The sequence below is a fragment of the Levilactobacillus koreensis JCM 16448 genome (assembly GCF_001435525.1).
Lineage (GTDB): Bacteria > Bacillota > Bacilli > Lactobacillales > Lactobacillaceae > Levilactobacillus > Levilactobacillus koreensis.
In genome coordinates this window covers 63,483-82,857 of the sequence record NZ_AZDP01000118.1, presented here as the reverse complement: position 1 = coordinate 82,857, position 19,375 = coordinate 63,483, and the positions used below count along the sequence as shown (strand labels likewise).

Sequence of the window (19,375 nt, the reverse complement as noted above, 5' to 3'; positions counted from 1 at the left end):
TGCCTGACCACGTCCACTTACTACTGAGCTTTAAGCCCAAGTATGCCCCAACCAATGTTGTCAAGGCCTTCAAAGGCGGCTCGGCGCGATTATTCTTTGAATTGCATCCTGAGATAAAGGCACAGCAGTTCTGGGGTGGACATCTTTGGTCACCTAGTTACTTCATGAGTACTCTTGGTGATATGAGCAGGCAAAACGTAGAAAACTACATTGCCAATCAGCGAAAGGTCTAGTGGCATTCATCCCTTGTTTGAAAGCAAGGGAATTCCGCCTAATTTATATTAAAATCTTCATAGCAGACTGATAGAGTGATTCTTGTACAGCTTTAGGAAATGGCAATTTCAAAAATTTATCGTGATATTGTTTGGAGTTGATAAGTTGACGAGACACGGAGAGCGCATTCCTTGTACCTGATGGGTGAATTTTCGCAGTTTCAGCAGCAATTAATGGGTTGGAGGCTATATCTTTTTTCATAAGCGCCAGAGCCACCAAAAGATTTCGCTAACAATCAGGTGTGGAATAAAAGCAAGACGTTGGCCGCTTTGCTGTTGTAGGAGTGCTAAGCTACAAGCTAATAGCGTCAACTCTGCTGCGTGTTCTATGTCGTGGAGTAACGCATAGGTCAGTATTAGATCTAAGTCACCATTGCCAATGGCAGAGCTGAACCAGCGAGACCATATCCAGTTAATTAGAGTAAACAGAAGGCCACCGGCTAACCAACTTGAAAAGGGGTGGTCATAGAGCACAAATATCAGCGAAAGGTAGCTCACCCATCCCGGAAATGTCTGGGTTCGCGCATCACACAGGGCAGCGTATCCCCATAGTCCCAGCCACAGGAGGGGGATTATCGTGGTTGGTGTGAGTGTCGTCAGCACCAGTCCCGCCGTGAACTCCACTAGCAGACTGGTTGCGGGGATCGCTGTTTGGCAGTAGTGACACCGGCCGCGTAGCAGGAGGTAACTGAAGATGGGCACCAGTTGCCAGTAGGCTAGTGGTGTCTGGCAGGTGTCGCAGTGTGAAGCGGGGTAGAAAATTGACGTGTGCGTGGTGTAGCGGTCTGCCAGGGCAACCAATCCAGAGCCAATGCAAGTGCCGTAAATAAACAGAATAATCAGCATGAAAGTTTCACCTCTATAGGTTAACTCCGTAAAAAAGGCTGAAATGTTTGTGGAAAATTCCAGTTATGCCGGTTGACATGCAAATGCTGGCATGGTATTCTATTCAAGGTGCTTTTCGCAGACAGGTCTCGGGTATTCACTACCAGACATGCTGACTGACGGCGGGGAGGACACTTCAATTAAATCTCCACATGGGTCGTCTTTTTTCTTTACAGGAAAATGAACCACCTGGATGTGTGGACTTAAAACTCTAGAAAGAATACGGAAAGGAGGACTATTTAGATGCCTACTATCAACCAATTGGTGCGTAAAGGTCGTAAATCTAAAAGTTCTAAATCAGATGCCCCAGCTTTAAACTACGGGTATAACAGTTTCAAAAAAGCTCAAGTTAAGAATCCAGCTCCACAGAAGCGTGGGGTTGCTACTCGTGTCGGTACCATGACACCAAAGAAGCCTAACTCTGCTTTACGTAAATATGCACGTGTGCGGTTGTCAAACTTAATTGAAGTGACTGCTTACATTCCTGGTATTGGCCACAACCTTCAAGAACATAGTGTTGTGCTTATCCGGGGCGGCCGGGTTAAGGATTTACCTGGGGTTCGTTACCACATTATTCGTGGTGCCCTCGATACTGCCGGTGTTACTGACCGTCGTCAAGGTCGTTCCAAGTATGGGACTAAGAAGCCTAAGGGCTAAACCGAGACTCAATATTAGGGTCGGGTGCACGGTTGCCGTCAACCGACCTGTAACAGCATTTCAAGGAGGATATTAACAATGCCTAGAAAAGGAAACGTACAAAAGCGTGAAGTCCTTCCTGATCCAATTTACAATTCAAAGTTGGTCACTCGTCTGATCAACCACACGATGATGGATGGGAAACGTGGAACTTCAACTAAGATCATTTATGGTGCCTTCGACATCATTAAGAACGAAACTGGTAACGATCCAGTGGAAGTCTTCGAAGAAGCAATGAAGAATGTTATGCCAGTCTTGGAAGTTAAGGCTCGGCGTGTTGGTGGGTCAAACTACCAAGTTCCTATCGAAGTTCGGCCAGATCGTCGGACGACTTTAGGTCTTCGTTGGATGGTACAGTACTCTCGTTTACGTGGCGAACACACGATGGTTGAACGACTTGCTCGTGAAATCATGGACGCCGCTAACAACACCGGTGCTGCAGTTAAGAAGCGTGAAGATACGCACCGGATGGCAGATGCCAACCGTGCCTTCGCTCACTACCGCTGGTAAGAGCAGCTATCGCACTGCTTTACTCGTAGTGTGATAAAATGTTAGAGTAGCGTGTCCTCGTGACCGCTTACCTCTAACTTAAGGGAGCAATCCTTTAATCCAGAGGTGGCTACTAAAATCAATTGCGATGTTAGTAGTCACTTTTTGGCACAATCTACGATCAATTTTGAGAGGAGTTACACATTAATCATGGCTAATACTCGTGAATTTCCGCTTGATAAAACTCGTAACATCGGTATCATGGCTCATATTGATGCCGGGAAGACGACGACTACTGAGCGTATCCTGTATTACACTGGTAAAATCCACAAGATTGGTGAAACCCATGATGGGGCTTCACAAATGGACTGGATGGAACAAGAACAAGAACGGGGTATTACGATCACTTCTGCCGCTACTACGGCCGAATGGAAGAAGCACCGGATCAACATCATCGATACTCCAGGGCACGTGGACTTCACTGTTGAAGTTGAACGTTCTTTGCGGGTGCTTGATGGTGCCGTTGCCGTCTTAGACGGTCAAGCCGGTGTTGAACCTCAAACCGAAACTGTTTGGCGTCAAGCCTCAGATTTCGATGTTCCCCGTATCGTGTTCGTGAACAAGATGGATAAGCTGGGTGCCGACTTCGACTTCTCAGTTAACTCCATTCACGAACGGTTACAAGCCAACGCGGTTGCTTTACAAATGGCAATCGGTGCCGAAGATGACTTCACTGGTGTCGTTGACTTAATCGAAATGAAAGCTTACGTTTACGACAAGGACGAACTGGGTTCCTCATGGGACACTGTTGATATCCCTGCTGACATGCTTGAAGAAGCTAAGAAGCGCCATGAAGGTATCATCGAAAGCGTCGCTGACGTTGATGATGAAATCATGGAAAAGTACCTTGAAGGTGAAGAAATCACCAAGGCAGAACTTAAGGCCGCTATTCGGCGCGCTACGTTGAAGCTGGAAATGTTCCCAGTCTTCGCCGGTTCTGCTTTCAAGGATAAGGGTGTTCAAATGTTGATGGACGCCGTTGTGGACTACTTACCATCCCCATTGGATGTTAAGCCTTACAACGCCACTGTTCCTGATACTGACGAAGCCGTTGAATTACGTGCCGATGACGATGCGCCATTTGCTGCCTTAGCCTTTAAGGTTGCTACTGACCCATTCGTTGGTCGTTTGACTTACATCCGGGTTTACTCCGGTACTCTGGAAGCTGGTTCTTACGTGCTTAACTCCACGAAGGACAAGCGTGAACGGGTTGGTCGTTTGCTGCAAATGCATTCAAATCACCGTCAAGAAATTCCAGAAGTCTTCTCCGGTGATATCGCTGGGGCCATTGGTTTGAAGAACACCACTACTGGTGACTCTTTGACTGACCCAGATCACCCATTACATTTGGAATCTATGAACTTCCCAGATCCAGTTATCCAGGTTGCCGTAGAACCAAAGACGAAGGCTGACCAAGATAAGATGAACACTGCCCTGCAAAAACTTTCTGAAGAAGACCCTACTTTTAAGGCTGAAACTAACCCTGAAACTGGTGAAACTCTGATCGCTGGGATGGGTGAACTTCACTTGGATATCATCATCGACCGGATGAAGCGTGAATTCAAGGTTGAAGCTAACATTGGTGCCCCTCAAGTTGCCTACCGTGAAGCATTCACGAAGTCAACTAAGGTCCAAGGTAAGTTCGTTCGTCAATCTGGTGGTAAAGGTCAATATGGTGATGTTTGGATCGAATTCACTCCTAACGAACGTGGTAAGGGTTACGAATTCGAAGATGGCATCGTCGGTGGGGTTGTTCCTCGTGAATTTATCCCTTCAGTTGACCAAGGTCTGCAAGAAGCCATGGCAAACGGTGTCTTAGCCGGTTACCCATTGGTTGATGTTAAGGCCAAGTTATACGATGGTAGTTACCATGAAGTCGATTCTAGTGAAGCAGCCTTCAAGGTTGCCGCTTCCTTGGCTTTACGGAATGCCGTTAAGACTGCTGGCCCTGTAATTCTTGAACCAATCATGAAGGTTGATATCTTGGTTCCTGAAGAATACATGGGTGATATCATGGGCCAAGTTACCGCACGTCGTGGTAAAGTTGATGGTATGGAAGCACGTGGTAACGCACAAATGATTCACTCCTTCGTTCCGTTATCCGAAATGTTCGGTTACGCAACGACGTTACGTTCCGCATCTCAAGGTCGTGGTACCTTTACCATGACGTTTGATCACTACGAACCAACGCCAAAGAGTGTTCAAGCTGACATTATCAAGAAGAATGGCGGCACTCCAGTCGAAGACTAGTTTGTCTGCTGTTTAAAAATGAAACGTCCTACCTTTCGGGGTGGGGCGTTTTTTTTTTGCTTGAGGGGGGGGCTAAGTGAGGGGCTAGACCACCGATAATTCGTGACAGTGGCTGAATTGACAATATATATAGAAGAAAGTGACGCCTCAAATGACAGCTTAGGCGGTAAAAGCCCTTGCGCCCGTAGTATTAGCAAGCAAAGTTAAACTGGTAAAGTGTGAGGATAACTGAAAATTTTAAAGCATGGGTGGCATTAAAGGTAGTAGGTCTGGGAAGCCGCACTGGTGACTAGACAGTAGGAGGCAAGCCAATGTCTGTAAATAATTGGAGTTAACAGAGCGTGGTGCTTTGCGTTATAATAAACTCTGTGCGTTCGCACTGGAATTGGAGAGTGAGTTATGGAAGAACTGTTTGAACGGTCCTCGATTCCGCGGGCCTATTTTAAGCTGGCCTTACCGGTTGTTCTGAGTATGGTTGCCAGTATGATTTATAATTTAGCCGATACGTTTTTCGTTTCGCAAACGCAGAATACGAATTTGGTGGCGGGAGTCGCGTTATGTACGCCCTTATTCTCGTTACTGATTGCGATTGGCGATATCTTTGGCTTAGGTGGGAGCTCGCTGATTTCACGGTTACTGGGGGAAAAGGCGAATTACACTGGGAGCCGGGTCAGTAGTTTTTGCCTGTATGGGTCGGTCGTTTTTGGCTTGATTACGACAGTTCTCTTGCTGGTTTTTGATCGACCAATCTTACATATGCTAGGGGCAACGCCCGCAACCTATCCGTATGCCTCACAGTTTTATCGCATTATGGCGGCCGGAGCCATGCCAATTATTGTGTCGATTGTACCCGGTAACCTGATTCGGACGGAAGGTTTTGCGACCCAGTCGATGATTGGGACGATGGTTGGAACGGTGATTACGATAATCCTGGACCCAATCTTGATCTTTCCGTTAGGGTTAGGTGCGGCTGGTGCAGCGTTAGCTACAGTGATTGGTTATACAATTTCAGCAGGAACACTGGTATATCTGACCAAACGGTACTGTCAGGTCATCTCAATTGATCCTAAAATCAGTCGAATTAGCTGGTCATTAGTGGGCGCTGTCCTATTCATTGGAATCCCAGGGTCGATTACCAACCTGATGCAGGCATTTGGCACAGCCATCTTGAACCGCTACTTGGTGGACTACGGCCCAACGCGAGTGGCGGCGATGGGAATCGTCTTGAAGGTCTATATGATCATTATGTTGGTCATGGTCGGGTTTGCATTTGGGGCCCAACCGCTGATTGGATATACCTTTGGGGCGAAGAACATGGCACGGTTTAAGAAGATCCTGCACTTTGATTTACTGGTCGAGGTAGTTTACGCGTTAGTATTTGCGATTATCCTGATGATTCTGGCTCCACAAATCATTGCACTGTTTCTCCACAATGCTGCGGTAATTACTGCGGGGACTTACATGTTACGAGCTTTCTTGTTGACGACGCCGTTTGTGGGAGCTGTGCTGGTCTACACGACGGTCTTCCAGAGTACGGGTAAAGCCAGCGGTGCACTGATTATGTCGCTTGCACGTCAAGGTATTGTCTTCTACGTGATGATTGTGGCAGGGGCTGCTTTGTTTGGTTACCACGGGGTTATTTGGGCCCAACCGGCCGCTGACGTGGTGACTTGCTTAATTGGGTGGCTACTATCAAAAGTGCTATTTAATAGGAAAAAACGCGTTTGACACCAGTTCTTAAAATGTGACGTCAATTTTTTAAGTTGATTTCGGTCAATTTGAATAGTGACTTAACAAAAAAATTCAAGGAATTCTGTCAAGACCCTTGTCAGTCGCCGTTTTATTTAGTATGATAGTCAAGTGCTGAATTTCAGGGGGTAATTTGTGCCCCCCGGGTAAGGCTCAAAAGTTTAAGCGATGATGTGGGAGATTGCGACACACCCGGCCGCTTTGCCATGAGGGTGTGGCGGGAATTTCCACGGAGTTAGTCTTATTTTTAAAATAGACGAAGGAGGGAACACAATGGCAAAACAAAAAATTCGGATTCGGTTGAAGGCTTACGAACATCGTATCCTCGACCAATCAGCGGACAAGATCGTTGAAACAGCGAAGAGAACTGGTGCCGGCATCTCAGGTCCTATTCCATTACCAACTGAACGGACGATCTACACCGTTTTACGTTCACCACATAAGTTTAAGGACTCACGTGAACAATTCGAAATGCGGACGCACAAGCGTTTGATTGATATCGTTAACCCAACGCCAAAGACGGTCGACTCATTAATGAAGCTTGACCTGCCTAGCGGTGTTGACATCGAAATCAAGTTATAATTTTCAAGAATACTAAATACAATATAATCGGAGGTGTACTCATGACCACTAAAGGAATCTTAGGGAAAAAGGTCGGGATGACGCAAGTCTTCACTGATGCTGGCGAATTAATCCCCGTTACTGTTGTCGAAGCAACGCCAAACGTTGTGTTACAAGTTAAGACGATGGAAAACGACGGTTACAATGCCATTCAACTTGGTTACCAAGACAAGCGTGAAGTACTCAGCAACAAGCCCGAACAAGGTCATGTAGCAAAAGCAAACACGACTCCTAAGCGCTTCATTCGTGAATTCAGAGATGTTGAGCTGGGAGATTACAAGGTAGCAGACGAAGTTAAAGTTGATACCTTCCAAGCAGGAGACATCGTTGATGTCACTGGTATCACTAAAGGTCATGGATACCAAGGTAACATTCATAAAGATGGTCAAAGCCGTGGCCCTATGGCCCATGGTTCTCGTTACCACCGTCGTCCAGGTTCTCTGGGTGCCATCATTAACCGGGTATTCCCTGGCATGAAGCTCCCAGGTCGGATGGGTAACAAGCAAGTTACTATCCAAAACCTCGTGATCGTTAAGGCTGACGTTGATAACAACGTTCTGTTGATTAAGGGTAATGTGCCTGGTGCCAACAAGTCACTCGTTACTGTTAAGAGTGCTGTTCGCCCACCGCGTCCCAAGCATTCTGACAAATAAATAGGAAGGGAGGATAATTAAATGACAAGCGTAGCATTATACAAGCAAGATGGTAGTCAAAACGGCAACGTTGATTTGAACGCTGATATCTTCGGCATCGAACCTAACGAAAACGTTATTTACGACACGATCCTGATGCAACGAGCTTCACTTCGCCAAGGTACACACGCCGTTAAGAACCGGAGTGCTGTCCGTGGTGGTGGTAAGAAGCCATGGCGTCAAAAGGGTACTGGTCGGGCCCGTCAAGGTTCCATCCGTTCCCCACAATGGGTCGGTGGTGGTGTGGTCTTTGGACCTACCCCTCGTTCTTACAGTTACCACCTTCCTAAGAAGGTTGGCCGTTTAGCATTGAAGTCTGTTCTTTCTCAAAAGGTTCTGGACGAAAGCTTAGTCGTTCTTGACGGTTTAGCATTCGACGCACCTAAGACAAAAGAATTTGCTGCAGTGCTGGCTGGTTTGAATGTCACAACTAAGACGTTGGTTGTCCTTGAAGACGACAACGTAACTGCTGCTTTAGCAGCCCGTAACTTAGCTAACGTTAAGGTTATTCCAGCCAAGAGCTTGAATGTCCTTGATATCGCCGCTGCGGACAAGTTAGTGATTACCCAACCAGCTCTTTCTCAAGTAGAGGAGGTGCTCGCATAATGGAATCACGTGACATTATTTTACGCCCAGTTGTTACCGAAGCTACGATGGCAACTATGGACGACAAGCGTTACACCTTTGACGTTGACGTACGAGCAACCAAGACACAAGTCAAGCATGCCATTGAAGACATCTTTGATGTTAAGGTTGTTAAGGTCAACATCATGAACTTAAAGGGTAAGAAGAAGCGTCAAGGACGTTACGAAGGCTACACTAAGAAGCGTCGTAAGGCCATTGTCAGCTTATCTGCCGACTCAAAAGAAATCAAGTTATTCAACGAAGAATAAAATTTCAGATATAGGAGGGAAATAACGTGGCGATTAAGAAATACAAACCAACAAGCAATGGTCGTCGTAATATGACGAGCTTGGTTTACAAAGACGTCATCACTAAGACGACTCCTGAAAAGTCATTGCTTGATTCACAAAGCCATACCGCCGGCCGTAACAACGCTGGTAAAATGACTGTCCGTCATCGTGGCGGTGGTAACAAGCGTCAATACCGGATCATCGACTTCAAACGAATCAAGGACGACGTTCCAGCTACTGTTAAGGCTATCGAATACGATCCTAACCGTACTGCTAACATTGCCTTGCTCGTTTACGCTGATGGTGTTAAGTCATACATCATCGCACCTAAGGGCTTAAAGGTTGGCGCACAAGTTCAATCTGGTCCAGAAGCTGATATCAAGGTTGGTAACACGTTACCATTGAAGAACATTCCTTTTGGAACTGTTATTCACAACATTGAATTGAAGCCAGGTAAGGGTGGCCAATTGGTTCGTTCTGCTGGGACTTCAGCTCAATTGTTAGGTAAAGCTAACGATGAAAAGTACGTGTTAGTTCGTCTATCTTCCGGTGAAGTTCGGATGATCTTGGGCGTTAACCGTGCGACTATCGGTGCCGTTGGTAATGAAGAACACGAATTGGTTAACGTCGGTAAAGCCGGTCGTACCCGTTGGGGCGGTCAACGTCCACACGTTCGTGGTTCTGTAATGAACCCTAACGATCACCCACATGGTGGTGGTGAAGGTAAAGCACCTGTTGGTTTACCATCTCCTCTTTCTCCATGGGGTAAGAAGACCGTTGGTAAGAAGACGCGTTCGAAGAAGAACAAGAGCAACAAGTTCATCGTTCGTCGTCGTAAAGGTTCCAAGATGTAATAATCCGGTTTACCGGATGTCAAGAGACCTGGTGATCATCGTTTTAGACGATGCGCCACAAGTAGAGGAGGTTTCATAATGGGTCGTAGTTTGAAAAAAGGACCTTTCGCCGATGCGCACTTACTGAAAAAGGTTGATGCGCAAAAGGATCAAGACAAAAAGGCTGTCATCAAGACCTGGTCCCGTCGGTCTACTATTTTCCCTAGCTTTGTTGGTTTAACTATCGCAGTTTATGATGGACGGAAGCACGTACCAGTTTACGTTCAAGAAGACATGGTAGGCCACAAGCTTGGCGAATTCGTACCAACCCGGACATTCCGTGGTCATGGTGGCGACGACAAGAAAACTCGTTGATAAGGAGGATTAACTAATGGCTGAACAAGTTACATCAGCGCAAGCGACTGCTAAGACGGTTCGGATTGCTGCTCGCAAAGTCCGCCTTGTCATCGATCTTATCCGCGGCAAGAGCGTTGCTGAAGCAATCGCTATCTTAAAGTTCACACCACGTGGAGCATCACCGGTTGTGGCAAAGGTATTGAACTCTGCAATTGCTAATGCAGAAAATAATTTTGACTTAGATCGTCAAGATCTAGTTGTTAGCGAAGCCTATGTGAACGAAGGACCAACCCTTAAGCGGTTCCGTCCTCGTGCCAAAGGCTCTGCTTCACCAATCAACAAGCGTACGAGTCACATTACGGTTGTTGTATCTGAAAAAGAGGAGGGATAACGCGTGGGTCAAAAAGTAAATCCAACTGGATTACGGGTCGGTATCATTCGCGACTGGGAAGCAAAGTGGTATGCTGAAAAGGATTTCGCTGCTTACCTGAAGGAAGACCTTCAAATCCGTAAATTTATCGAAAAGCGTCTGGTTGACGCTTCTGTATCAACTGTTGAGATTGAACGGGCTGCAAACCGCGTCAACATCTCAATTCACACTGCCAAGCCAGGGATGGTAATTGGTAAGGGTGGTTCCGAAGTCGAAAATCTCCGTAAGGAATTGAACGACTTAACTGGCAAACGTGTCCACATCAACATCGTGGAAATCAAGAAGCCAGATTTGGATGCTAAGTTGGTCGGCGAAAACATTGCTCGTCAATTGGAAGGCCGTGTTGCTTTCCGTCGTGCAATGCGTGGAACGATGCAACGGACGATGCGTTCTGGCGCCAAGGGTGTTAAGACGCAAGTCGCTGGTCGTTTAAACGGTGCTGATATGTCCCGTGTCGAAAGCTATGCTGAAGGTACGGTTCCATTGCACACGTTACGTGCTGATATTGACTATGCATGGGTTGAAGCTCACACTACTTATGGTTCTTTAGGTGTTAAGACCTGGATCTACCGTGGTGAAGTTCTTCCCGAAAAGAAACAAACTAACGGACAAGGAGGGAAATAAGCATGCTGGTACCTAAGCGAGTAAAGTTCCGTCGTGTCCACCGTGGTAAGCTTCGTGGCGAATCCAAGGGTGGCAAGAGCGTCGCTTTCGGTGACTACGGTTTGCAAGCGTTGGATTCCAAGTGGATTACCAACCGTCAAATCGAAGCTGCCCGTGTGGCAATTACACGTTACATGAAGCGTGGTGGGAAAGTTTGGATCAAGATTTTCCCTCACAAATCCTACACCAGTAAAGGTGTTGGGGTCCGGATGGGTAATGGTAAAGGTACGCCTGATGGCTGGGTAGCCCCAGTTAAGCGTGGCAAGATTATGTTTGAAGTGGGTGGCGTTTCTGAAGAAACTGCCCGTGAAGCATTGCGCCTTGCTGCCATGAAACTTCCCGTTCGCACTAAGGTTTTAACCCGAGAGGAAGTAGGTGGCGAATCTAATGAAGACTAAAGAAATCAACGAATTAACCACTGCTGAAATGCTCGATAAAGAAAAGAGCTACAAGGACGAGTTATTCAACTTGCGTTTCCAATTAGCTACTGGTCAATTGGAAAACACCGCACGGTTGAAGCAGGTTCGTAAGAACATTGCGCGGATCAAAACCGCTCTTCGCCAACAAGAACTGAACAAGTAGAATACGATAAGAAGGAGGTCACTAATACATGAGTGATGCACGTAATAACCGCAAGGTTTACCGTGGTCGTGTCGTTTCCGACAAAATGGAAAAGACGATCACTGTCGTTGTAGAAACGACGAAGACTGATGCACGATATGGCAAGCGTGTCAAGTACTCCAAGAAGTACAAGGCACATGACGAAAACAACGAAGCCCACACTGGCGACATTGTTGAAATCATGGAAACTCGTCCTCTGTCTGCTACCAAGCGGTTCCGCTTAGTCGACATTGTTGAAAAAGCAGTAATCATTTAGGTGTCGTTTTTATCGTATTCTGAACTAGAACTGAAGGGAGGACACTAGCTGTGATCCAACAAGAAAGCCGTTTAAAGGTTGCCGACAACTCCGGCGCCCGGGAAATTCTGACCATTAAGGTTCTGGGTGGCTCCAAGCGTCGCTACGCCGGAATTGGTGATGTAATTGTCGCTACTATCAAACAAGCAACACCAGGTGGCGTTGTCAAAAAGGGTGATGTTGTTAAGGCCGTTGTCGTTCGTACGAAGTCTCGTGTACGCCGTAACGATGGTTCATACATCAGTTTTGATGAAAATGCCGCAGTGCTGATTAAAGACGACAAGAGCCCACAAGGGACTCGGATCTTCGGACCAGTTGCACGTGAATTACGTGACAACGACTTCATGAAGATTATCTCATTAGCACCCGAAGTACTGTAATTAAGAAACGTGTTAAACAAGGAGGTGCCCACAGGAATGCTTATTAAAACTGGTGACAAGGTCCGCGTGATTGCTGGCAAGGATAAAGGTAAAGAAGGAACTGTTTCCAAAGTCCTGAATGCCAAGAACCGCGTGATCGTTAAAGGCGTCAATATGATTAAGAAGCACCAAAAAGCTTCTCAATCTAATCCCCAAGGCGGAATTATTGATATTGAAGCACCAATTCACGCATCCAACGTAATGCTCATCGATCCTTCGAACAACGAACCCACCCGGCTTGGCGTTCGAGTTGAAGATGGTCACAAAGTCCGGTTCGCTAAAAAGTCCGGCGAAACCATCGACAAATAATCACTGAAAGGAGGAACATAATTTCATGTCAACTCGTTTAAAAGAAAAGTACGTTAATGAAATTACCCCATCATTGGTGGAAAAATTTAGCTACAGTTCTATTATGCAAACACCGAAGATCGAAAAGATCGTTTTGAACATGGGTGTTGGTGACGCTGTCTCCAACGCTAAGAACCTCGACGAAGCCGTTGAAGAACTTGGTTTGATTTCTGGTCAAAAGCCATTGGTTACTAAGGCCAAGAAATCAATCGCAACCTTCCGTCTTCGTGAAGGTATGTCAATCGGTGCTAAGGTTACCCTCCGCGGTGACCGTATGTACGAATTCCTGGACAAGTTAATCAACGTGTCATTGCCACGTGTTCGTGACTTCCGTGGTGTTAGCTCTCGTGCCTTTGATGGTCGTGGGAACTACACTTTGGGTGTTAAGGAACAATTAATTTTCCCAGAAATCAACTTTGACAACGTTAACCGTGTTCGTGGTTTGGACATCGTTATCGTTACCACGGCTAATACTGATGAAGAGTCACGCGAATTGCTGACTCAATTCGGTATGCCGTTTGCACACTAATTTAAGGAGGTTCACACAAATTGGCTAAGAAATCTCAAATTGCTAAGAACAAGCGTCCTGCGAAGTTCTCTACTCAGAATTATACTCGTTGCGAACGTTGTGGACGTCCACACTCTGTTTATCAAAAGTTCCATCTTTGCCGTATCTGCATGCGCGAATTAGCCCACAAGGGTCAAATTCCTGGCATGAAGAAGGCAAGTTGGTAGACTGAATTTTAAACAAAGGGAGGGAAATCGTTAATGTCCATGACTGATCCTATTGCAGACTTCTTGACGCGGATTCGTAACGCCAACATGGTTCGTCACGAATCACTCGAAGTTCCTGCATCAACAATTAAACGTGACATCGCTGAAATCCTGAAGCGCGAAGGTTTCATCCGTAACGTTGAATACATCGATGATGACAAGCAAGGCATCATCCGCGTATTCCTCAAGTACGGCAAAGACAACCAACGTGTTATCAGTGGTTTGAAGCGTATTTCTAAGCCCGGCTTGCGTTCATACGTTAAAGCCGACGCTGTACCAAAGGTATTGAACGGTTTAGGTATCGCCATTATCTCCACCTCTGAAGGTGTAATTACTGATAAAGAAGCGCGGGCCAAGAAAATCGGTGGCGAAGTTCTCGCCTACGTTTGGTAAAACTTTTAAGAAGATAGGAGGTGCCTTTCAGTGAGTCGTATTGGTTATAAAACTGTCAACGTCCCAGCCGGCGTTGAAGTTAAACGCGATGGCAATCAAGTAACGGTCAAGGGTCCTAAGGGTTCTTTAACCCGGACGTTCTCCGATATCATTTCTATGAAAATTAGTGATGGTGCTGTTGACTTCGATCGTCCAGATAACAACAACAAGACACGTGCCATGCATGGTACGCAACGGGCTAACTTGAACAACATGGTTGAAGGTGTTGTCAATGGCTTTGCTAAGACCTTGAAGCTGGTCGGTGTTGGTTACCGTGTTCAAGCTAAGGGTAAGACCCTGGTATTGAGCGTTGGTTACTCCAACCCTGTTGAAATGGCTGTTCCTGAAACCTTGGAAGTTAAGGTTCCAGATAACACCACTATCAATATTTCCGGTATCAGCAAGCAAGAAGTCGGTGACTTCGCTGCTGAAGTTCGTGCCGTTCGTTCACCAGAACCTTACAAAGGTAAGGGTATCCGTTACGAAAACGAATTCGTTCGTATTCGTGAAGGTAAGACCGGTAAGTAGTATCGCAGCTTAGTGCTGATAATTTTACAAAGAGGTGACTATTTTGATTACGAAACCAGATAAGAACAAGACACGTCAAAAGCGTCATATGCGTGTCCGGAACAAAATTTCTGGAACTGCTGAACGCCCACGCTTAAACGTATTCCGCTCTAACAAAAACATCTACGCTCAAATTATTGATGACGTAGCGGGTGTTACACTTGTTAGTGCCTCGACGTTAGATAGCGAAGTAAGTGGCGACAACAAGACTGACCAAGCTAAAGGCGTTGGTGAGTTAGTTGCAAAGCGTGCTGTCGAAAAAAATGTTAGCGATGTTGTGTTCGATCGTGGCGGGTATTTGTACCATGGCCGTGTTCAAGCATTGGCAGAAGCTGCTCGCGAAAACGGGCTTAAATTTTAAGAGTAAGGAGGAATAACCACACATGGCAAAATTTATTGATCCCGACAAGTTAGAACTCGAAGACAACGTTGTTGCTATCAACCGGATTACCAAGGTTGTAAAAGGTGGCCGTCGTCTGCGGTTCGCTGCGCTTGTAATTGTCGGCGACAAGAACGGTCACGTTGGCTTTGGTACTGGTAAAGCACAAGAAGTCCCAGAAGCTATTCGTAAGGCCGTTGAAGCTGCTCGTAAGAACCTGATCGAAGTTCCTATCGTGGGAACGACTATTCCTCACGAAGTCCTCGGTTCATACGGTGGGGGTAAGATCTTACTCAAGCCCGCTGCTGAAGGTTCTGGGGTTACCGCTGGTGGTTCAGTTCGTTCCGTCATGGAATTAGCTGGGGTTGCTGACGTTACTTCCAAGCGTTTAGGTTCTAACACGCCGGTCAACGCTGTTCGGGCCACTTTTGCTGGCTTGGCTCAGTTGAAGCGTGCTGAAGAAGTTGCCGCTCTCCGTGGTGTCTCTCTTCAACACTTAGCTGAATAAGGAGGGGTTTTAAAATGGCTCAATTAAAAGTTACTTTAATCCATAGTGCTGCTCACCGCCTCCCTAAACAGCGGAAGATTGTGGAAGCTTTAGGTTTACATCGTGTTAACAGCACGGTTATGCAACCGGATAACGAAGCTACCCGCGGTGCGCTTTTCCAAATCGCACACTTGATTAAGGTTGAAGAAGTTAAGTAATACACATATCATTAAATAAGGAGGTGCGCAATAGCATGAAGTTGAATGAACTAAAACCTGCTGAAGGCTCACGGAAGGTTCGTAACCGAGTTGGCCGTGGCGATTCATCTGGTAACGGTAAGACTGCTGGTCGTGGCCAAAAAGGTCAAAAGGCTCGTAGCAAGACTCGTTTGGGTTTTGAAGGTGGCCAAATGCCACTGTACCGTCGTATTCCAAAGCGTGGGTTTACCAACATTAACCGTAAGGAATTTGCTGTCGTAAACTTGGCTGCTTTGAACGTCTTTGATGATGGTGCTGAAGTTACACCAGCTGCCTTAATCGAAGCTGGCATCGTCAAGAACGAAAAGGCCGGTATTAAGATCTTAGGTAACGGTGAGTTAACGAAGAAGTTGACGGTTAAGGCCGCTAAATTCTCCAAGTCAGCTGCTGAAGCCATCGTAGCTGCTGGTGGTAAGACTGAGGTGATTTAATGCTATCAAGCTTGAAAAACGCCTTTAAGATTAAAGACATTCGTAAAAAGATTCTCTTTACTCTATTGGTTTTGATTGTCTTTCGGTTGGGTACTTATATTACCGTCCCCGGCATTAACGCAAAGGCACTTCAAAGCGTTGCGTCTTCTGGATTGGTTAGTATTTTAGATACCTTCAGTGGTGGTGGGTTAACCAACTATTCCATCTTCGCGATGGGGGTTTCACCTTACATCACTGCACAAATCGTTATTCAATTGCTGCAAATGGACATCGTTCCGCGCTTCGTTGAATGGAGCAAGCAAGGGGACGTTGGTCGGCGGAAGTTGAACCAGGCAACGCGGTACTTAGCGATTGCATTAGCCTTCGTTCAGTCCATCGGGATCACGGCTGGTTTTAGTGCTTTAAGTTCACTAAAATTGGTCCAAAACCCAAGTGTTACCACTTACCTGTCAATCGGGTTAATCCTGACTGGTGGGACGATGTTAACCACTTGGATGGGTGATATGATTACCGACCGGGGTCTTGGTAACGGGATTTCAATGATTATCTTCGCGGGTATCATTGCTCGGACACCAAAATCTGTTTACCAACTTTACCAAACTTACTTTATCGACGCTGATAAAGGGACTTTATGGAAGAGTGTACTGTTTATTCTTGGTTTGATCGTGTTAGTTCTGATTATTGTGACCTTCACTACGTGGGTTCAACAAGCGGAACGGCGGGTCCCAATTCAATACACCCGGCGAGTATCTGGTTCACCAGATAGTAGCTACCTTCCATTAAAGGTCAACGTTGCCGGTGTTATCCCAGTTATCTTCGCGAGTTCGTTTATTGCGACGCCACAGACTATTCTGATGGCGTTCCAAAACACCCACTCTCAAGATGCCTGGTATCAAACACTGACGGACGTCTTTAACATGCAAACGGTCGATGGCGCCATTTTGTACACCGTTCTGATCGTTGTGTTCACGTTCTTCTATGCGTTCGTGCAAGTTAACCCAGAAAAGTTAGCTGAGAACCTGCAAAAGCAGGGGAGCTACATTCCTGGTGTTTGGCCTGGTCACGAAACACAATCATATGTTTCCAGCTTGTTGATGCGCCTCAGCACTGTGGGTGCGCTCTTCCTTGGATTCATTTCCTTGATTCCGTTATTAGCCCAAAACCTTTGGGACTTAGATGAGTCAATTGGTTTAGGTGGTACCAGCCTCTTAATCGTCGTTGGTGTGGCTATCGAAACCATGCGGCAAGTTGACGGATTGATGATGAAGCGCGAATACGTTGGCTTTATCCAAGATCCAGAACCAGCTTAATGAGTTTCCAGCGGGTGTGTTGATCTTTTAGCACACCTGCTTGTGTTTTTCGGGTAAATTTTCGAATAAGGAGAACGAACATGACAGCTATGAATTTAATTCTCATGGGTCTACCGGGTGCCGGTAAAGGGACTCAAGCCGAAAAGATTATCAAGGAGTTCCATTTACCGCATATTTCTACGGGAGACATCTTCCGTGAAGCGATGAAGAACGAAACTGAAATGGGATTGGCTGCGAAGAAATTTATCGACAAAGGTGAATTGGTACCGGACGAAGTTACGAACGGAATTGTTCGCGACCGGTTAGCCCAAGCTGACACCAAAGATGGGTTCATGTTAGATGGATTTCCCCGCTCCATTGTTCAAGCCGAAGCGTTAGACGCTTTTGGCCCAGAACTGGATCGGACCATCAACGCCGTGATCAATATTCACGTTGAACCAGACGTCTTGGTAGAACGCCTTTCTGGTCGTTACATTTGCCGCAACTGTGGTGCAACTTACCATAAGCTGTACAAGCAGCCTAAAGTTGAAGGTACGTGTGATGTCTGTGGTAGTCATGACTTCTATCAACGTGAGGACGACAAGCCTGAAACGGTGAAGAATCGTTTGGCGGTTAATCTGAAAATGAATACACCGCTGGTTGATTACTACACCAAGAAGGACTTGTTGTTCACTGTTGATGGTGACCGTGACATCGATGACGTGTACGTCGACATCGAAAAGATCCTTAAGAGCTTGTAGTCTGCGCTAAGTTCTTGCTTACTATCGAGAAATATGGTAGACTTATTCAGGTTTAGCCTGTAAATGGCGCGCTGTCGCGATTCACAGGTGCTAGGTGGGAGCAAAGTTCTTGTTCCTACTGCTTTTACGTGTAGTTTACACGCAAGAAAAAGGGAGGTACTTTCGTGGCGAAAAGCGATGTCATCGAAGTCGAAGGTAAAGTTACCGAAACATTACCCAACGCGATGTTTCGGGTCGAATTAGAAAACGGTCATGAGATTCTCGCTCACGTCTCCGGTAAGATTCGGATGCATTACATCCGGATTCTGCCTGGTGATCGAGTAACTGTTGAAATGTCACCGTATGACTTGTCTAAAGGCCGGATTACTTATCGCTTTAAGTAACGGCTAGACAGATGTAGGAGGGATATTCATGAAAGTAAGACCATCAGTTAAGCCAATGTGCGAACACTGCAAGGTTATCAAGCGTAAGGGCCGAGTAATGGTTATTTGCTCAGCTAACCCTAAGCATAAACAACGCCAGGGTAAGTAATTCAATTTATAGGAGGTGCAATTAAATGCCACGTATTGCTGGAGTGGATTTACCACGTGATAAGAAAATCGCTTACGGTTTGACTTACATTTTTGGTATTGGTATCAACACCGCACATAAGATTGTTGCGGATGCTGGAGTCGCAGAAGATGTTCGGGTTCGCGATATGACACCTGATCAAGAAGACAAGATTCGTGCCGAAGTTGACAAGTACAAGGTTGAAGGTGACTTACGTCGTGAAGTTAGCCTGAACATCAAGAACTTGCAAGAAATCGGTTCATACCGTGGGATGCGTCACCGTCGGGGTTTACCTGTTCGCGGTCAACATACCAAAAACAATGCCCGCACTCGGAAGGGTAAAGCCGTTTCCGTTGCCGGTAGAAAGAAGTAAAGGAGGGTTAAAACTTTATGGCTACTAGAAAAACTAGTCGCAAGCGTCGGGTAAAAAAGAATATTGAGGCCGGCGTTGCACACATTCATGCTACGTTTAACAACACATTAGTTATGATCACTGACGTTCAAGGGAACGCTATTGCTTGGTCATCTGCTGGTGCCTTAGGATTCAAGGGTAGTCGGAAGTCAACGCCATTTGCTGCTCAAATGGCCGCTGAAGCCGCTGCTAAAGCTTCAATGGAACATGGTATCAAAGCCGTTGAAGTTGCTGTTAAGGGTCCTGGTTCAGGACGTGAAGCTGCTATCCGTGCTATCCAAGCTACTGGGGTAGAAGTTACTGCTATTCGCGATGTCACCCCAGTTCCTCATAATGGGACTCGTCCTCCAAAGCGCCGTCGGGTTTAACGTGAGCGTTTCATTAATGAGGGCAACCTTCATGATGGGATTGACTTATAGGAGCTCAACGCGGTTTGAAAGGGG

34 protein-coding genes are annotated in these 19,375 nt (G+C 46.3%); 32 read left to right on the top strand and 2 right to left on the bottom strand.

Features of this window, described 5'->3' with window-relative positions; translation table 11 throughout:
* Positions 1–233 (top strand): IS200/IS605 family transposase (gene tnpA, locus FC99_RS14260; protein WP_235805917.1); only part of this gene is annotated, 233 nt, incomplete at its 5' end.
* Positions 234–276: 43 nt separating this feature from the next.
* Here tnpA and FC99_RS11505 read toward each other — a convergent pair.
* On the bottom strand, positions 277–474 hold the full coding sequence (locus tag FC99_RS11505; RefSeq protein WP_048735470.1) for a hypothetical protein: 198 nt from the start codon (positions 472–474) through the stop codon (positions 277–279).
* The gene (locus FC99_RS11500) at positions 471–1,118 is read right to left on the bottom strand and encodes a prepilin peptidase (protein ID WP_048735473.1); all 648 of its coding nucleotides are present in this window, start codon (positions 1,116–1,118) and stop codon (positions 471–473) included. The genes FC99_RS11505 and FC99_RS11500 overlap by 4 nt, the downstream gene beginning before the upstream one ends.
* A 282-nt stretch (positions 1,119–1,400) precedes the next feature.
* Between FC99_RS11500 and rpsL the strand changes: the two genes are divergently transcribed.
* From rpsL to rpsK, 31 genes are all read left to right on the top strand, one after another.
* Complete coding sequence (rpsL, locus tag FC99_RS11495) at positions 1,401–1,814, top strand: 30S ribosomal protein S12 (RefSeq protein WP_011668504.1); 414 nt, start codon at positions 1,401–1,403, stop codon at positions 1,812–1,814.
* A 78-nt stretch (positions 1,815–1,892) separates the two neighbouring features.
* The gene (gene rpsG / locus FC99_RS11490; protein ID WP_020090150.1) at positions 1,893–2,363 is read left to right on the top strand and encodes a 30S ribosomal protein S7; all 471 of its coding nucleotides are present in this window, start codon (positions 1,893–1,895) and stop codon (positions 2,361–2,363) included.
* A gap of 189 nt (positions 2,364–2,552) precedes the next feature.
* Positions 2,553–4,652, top strand: coding sequence for an elongation factor G (gene fusA, locus FC99_RS11485; protein ID WP_048735482.1), 2,100 nt, complete (start codon positions 2,553–2,555; stop codon positions 4,650–4,652).
* 399 nt (positions 4,653–5,051) lie between these two features.
* Positions 5,052–6,380, top strand: coding sequence for an MATE family efflux transporter (locus FC99_RS11480; RefSeq protein WP_048735485.1), 1,329 nt, complete (start codon positions 5,052–5,054; stop codon positions 6,378–6,380).
* A gap of 294 nt (positions 6,381–6,674) precedes the next feature.
* Complete coding sequence (gene rpsJ / locus FC99_RS11475) at positions 6,675–6,983, top strand: 30S ribosomal protein S10 (protein ID WP_011668500.1); 309 nt, start codon at positions 6,675–6,677, stop codon at positions 6,981–6,983.
* Positions 6,984–7,024: 41 nt separating this feature from the next.
* Positions 7,025–7,675, top strand: a complete 651-nt coding sequence (rplC, locus tag FC99_RS11470; RefSeq protein ID WP_048735488.1) for a 50S ribosomal protein L3 — start codon at positions 7,025–7,027, stop codon at positions 7,673–7,675.
* Between the two features lie 21 nt (positions 7,676–7,696).
* Positions 7,697–8,320 (top strand): 50S ribosomal protein L4, encoded by a 624-nt coding sequence (gene rplD / locus FC99_RS11465; protein ID WP_048735491.1) that lies wholly within the window; start codon positions 7,697–7,699, stop codon positions 8,318–8,320.
* Positions 8,320–8,607 (top strand): 50S ribosomal protein L23, encoded by a 288-nt coding sequence (gene rplW, locus FC99_RS11460; RefSeq protein ID WP_048735493.1) that lies wholly within the window; start codon positions 8,320–8,322, stop codon positions 8,605–8,607. Before rplD ends, rplW begins: the two co-directional genes overlap by 1 nt.
* Positions 8,608–8,633: 26 nt before the next feature.
* Entirely contained in the window at positions 8,634–9,482 is an 849-nt protein-coding gene (gene rplB / locus FC99_RS11455; RefSeq protein ID WP_048735496.1) for a 50S ribosomal protein L2, read from the top strand.
* 78 nt (positions 9,483–9,560) lie between these two features.
* Complete coding sequence (gene rpsS, locus FC99_RS11450) at positions 9,561–9,836, top strand: 30S ribosomal protein S19 (RefSeq protein ID WP_048735499.1); 276 nt, start codon at positions 9,561–9,563, stop codon at positions 9,834–9,836.
* 16 nt (positions 9,837–9,852) lie between these two features.
* Complete coding sequence (gene rplV, locus FC99_RS11445) at positions 9,853–10,209, top strand: 50S ribosomal protein L22 (protein WP_048735501.1); 357 nt, start codon at positions 9,853–9,855, stop codon at positions 10,207–10,209.
* A gap of 3 nt (positions 10,210–10,212) precedes the next feature.
* Positions 10,213–10,872, top strand: a complete 660-nt coding sequence (rpsC, locus tag FC99_RS11440) for a 30S ribosomal protein S3 (RefSeq protein WP_048735503.1) — start codon at positions 10,213–10,215, stop codon at positions 10,870–10,872.
* Between the two features lie 2 nt (positions 10,873–10,874).
* The gene (rplP, locus tag FC99_RS11435; RefSeq protein ID WP_048735506.1) at positions 10,875–11,309 is read left to right on the top strand and encodes a 50S ribosomal protein L16; all 435 of its coding nucleotides are present in this window, start codon (positions 10,875–10,877) and stop codon (positions 11,307–11,309) included.
* Positions 11,299–11,493 (top strand): 50S ribosomal protein L29, encoded by a 195-nt coding sequence (gene rpmC / locus FC99_RS11430; protein ID WP_020090139.1) that lies wholly within the window; start codon positions 11,299–11,301, stop codon positions 11,491–11,493. The genes rplP and rpmC overlap by 11 nt, the downstream gene beginning before the upstream one ends.
* A gap of 28 nt (positions 11,494–11,521) precedes the next feature.
* Complete coding sequence (gene rpsQ, locus FC99_RS11425; protein WP_048735510.1) at positions 11,522–11,788, top strand: 30S ribosomal protein S17; 267 nt, start codon at positions 11,522–11,524, stop codon at positions 11,786–11,788.
* Positions 11,789–11,838: 50 nt separating this feature from the next.
* The gene (rplN, locus tag FC99_RS11420; protein WP_048735513.1) at positions 11,839–12,207 is read left to right on the top strand and encodes a 50S ribosomal protein L14; all 369 of its coding nucleotides are present in this window, start codon (positions 11,839–11,841) and stop codon (positions 12,205–12,207) included.
* Positions 12,208–12,243: 36 nt separating this feature from the next.
* Complete coding sequence (rplX, locus tag FC99_RS11415) at positions 12,244–12,555, top strand: 50S ribosomal protein L24 (RefSeq protein ID WP_048735515.1); 312 nt, start codon at positions 12,244–12,246, stop codon at positions 12,553–12,555.
* 25 nt (positions 12,556–12,580) lie between these two features.
* Positions 12,581–13,123 carry a 50S ribosomal protein L5 gene (gene rplE / locus FC99_RS11410; protein WP_048735518.1) on the top strand — a complete coding sequence of 181 codons (543 nt, stop codon included), beginning with the start codon at positions 12,581–12,583 and terminating at the stop codon, positions 13,121–13,123.
* A 20-nt stretch (positions 13,124–13,143) separates the two neighbouring features.
* Positions 13,144–13,329: a type Z 30S ribosomal protein S14 gene (locus FC99_RS13665; RefSeq protein ID WP_082153261.1), complete on the top strand. Its 186-nt coding sequence runs from the start codon at positions 13,144–13,146 to the stop codon at positions 13,327–13,329.
* Between the two features lie 33 nt (positions 13,330–13,362).
* The gene (rpsH, locus tag FC99_RS11405; RefSeq protein ID WP_048735521.1) at positions 13,363–13,761 is read left to right on the top strand and encodes a 30S ribosomal protein S8; all 399 of its coding nucleotides are present in this window, start codon (positions 13,363–13,365) and stop codon (positions 13,759–13,761) included.
* A 30-nt stretch (positions 13,762–13,791) separates the two neighbouring features.
* Positions 13,792–14,328 carry a 50S ribosomal protein L6 gene (gene rplF / locus FC99_RS11400; protein ID WP_048735523.1) on the top strand — a complete coding sequence of 179 codons (537 nt, stop codon included), beginning with the start codon at positions 13,792–13,794 and terminating at the stop codon, positions 14,326–14,328.
* Between the two features lie 34 nt (positions 14,329–14,362).
* On the top strand, positions 14,363–14,728 hold the full coding sequence (gene rplR / locus FC99_RS11395; RefSeq protein WP_048735526.1) for a 50S ribosomal protein L18: 366 nt from the start codon (positions 14,363–14,365) through the stop codon (positions 14,726–14,728).
* 22 nt (positions 14,729–14,750) lie between these two features.
* Positions 14,751–15,254 (top strand): 30S ribosomal protein S5, encoded by a 504-nt coding sequence (gene rpsE, locus FC99_RS11390; protein WP_048735529.1) that lies wholly within the window; start codon positions 14,751–14,753, stop codon positions 15,252–15,254.
* A gap of 14 nt (positions 15,255–15,268) precedes the next feature.
* Entirely contained in the window at positions 15,269–15,451 is a 183-nt protein-coding gene (rpmD, locus tag FC99_RS11385; protein ID WP_048735532.1) for a 50S ribosomal protein L30, read from the top strand.
* 35 nt (positions 15,452–15,486) lie between these two features.
* Positions 15,487–15,921 (top strand): 50S ribosomal protein L15, encoded by a 435-nt coding sequence (rplO, locus tag FC99_RS11380; RefSeq protein WP_048735535.1) that lies wholly within the window; start codon positions 15,487–15,489, stop codon positions 15,919–15,921.
* Positions 15,921–17,231, top strand: a complete 1,311-nt coding sequence (gene secY, locus FC99_RS11375) for a preprotein translocase subunit SecY (RefSeq protein ID WP_048735536.1) — start codon at positions 15,921–15,923, stop codon at positions 17,229–17,231. The genes rplO and secY overlap by 1 nt, the downstream gene beginning before the upstream one ends.
* An 89-nt stretch (positions 17,232–17,320) precedes the next feature.
* On the top strand, positions 17,321–17,971 hold the full coding sequence (locus FC99_RS11370; RefSeq protein WP_337588900.1) for an adenylate kinase: 651 nt from the start codon (positions 17,321–17,323) through the stop codon (positions 17,969–17,971).
* Positions 17,972–18,135: 164 nt separating this feature from the next.
* Positions 18,136–18,354, top strand: a complete 219-nt coding sequence (gene infA / locus FC99_RS11365) for a translation initiation factor IF-1 (RefSeq protein WP_011668477.1) — start codon at positions 18,136–18,138, stop codon at positions 18,352–18,354.
* Between the two features lie 28 nt (positions 18,355–18,382).
* Positions 18,383–18,502: a 50S ribosomal protein L36 gene (rpmJ, locus tag FC99_RS11360; protein ID WP_011668476.1), complete on the top strand. Its 120-nt coding sequence runs from the start codon at positions 18,383–18,385 to the stop codon at positions 18,500–18,502.
* Positions 18,503–18,527: 25 nt separating this feature from the next.
* Entirely contained in the window at positions 18,528–18,893 is a 366-nt protein-coding gene (rpsM, locus tag FC99_RS11355; protein ID WP_048735545.1) for a 30S ribosomal protein S13, read from the top strand.
* 17 nt (positions 18,894–18,910) lie between these two features.
* Entirely contained in the window at positions 18,911–19,300 is a 390-nt protein-coding gene (gene rpsK / locus FC99_RS11350; RefSeq protein WP_048735547.1) for a 30S ribosomal protein S11, read from the top strand.
* Positions 19,301–19,375: the final 75 nt, after the last annotated feature.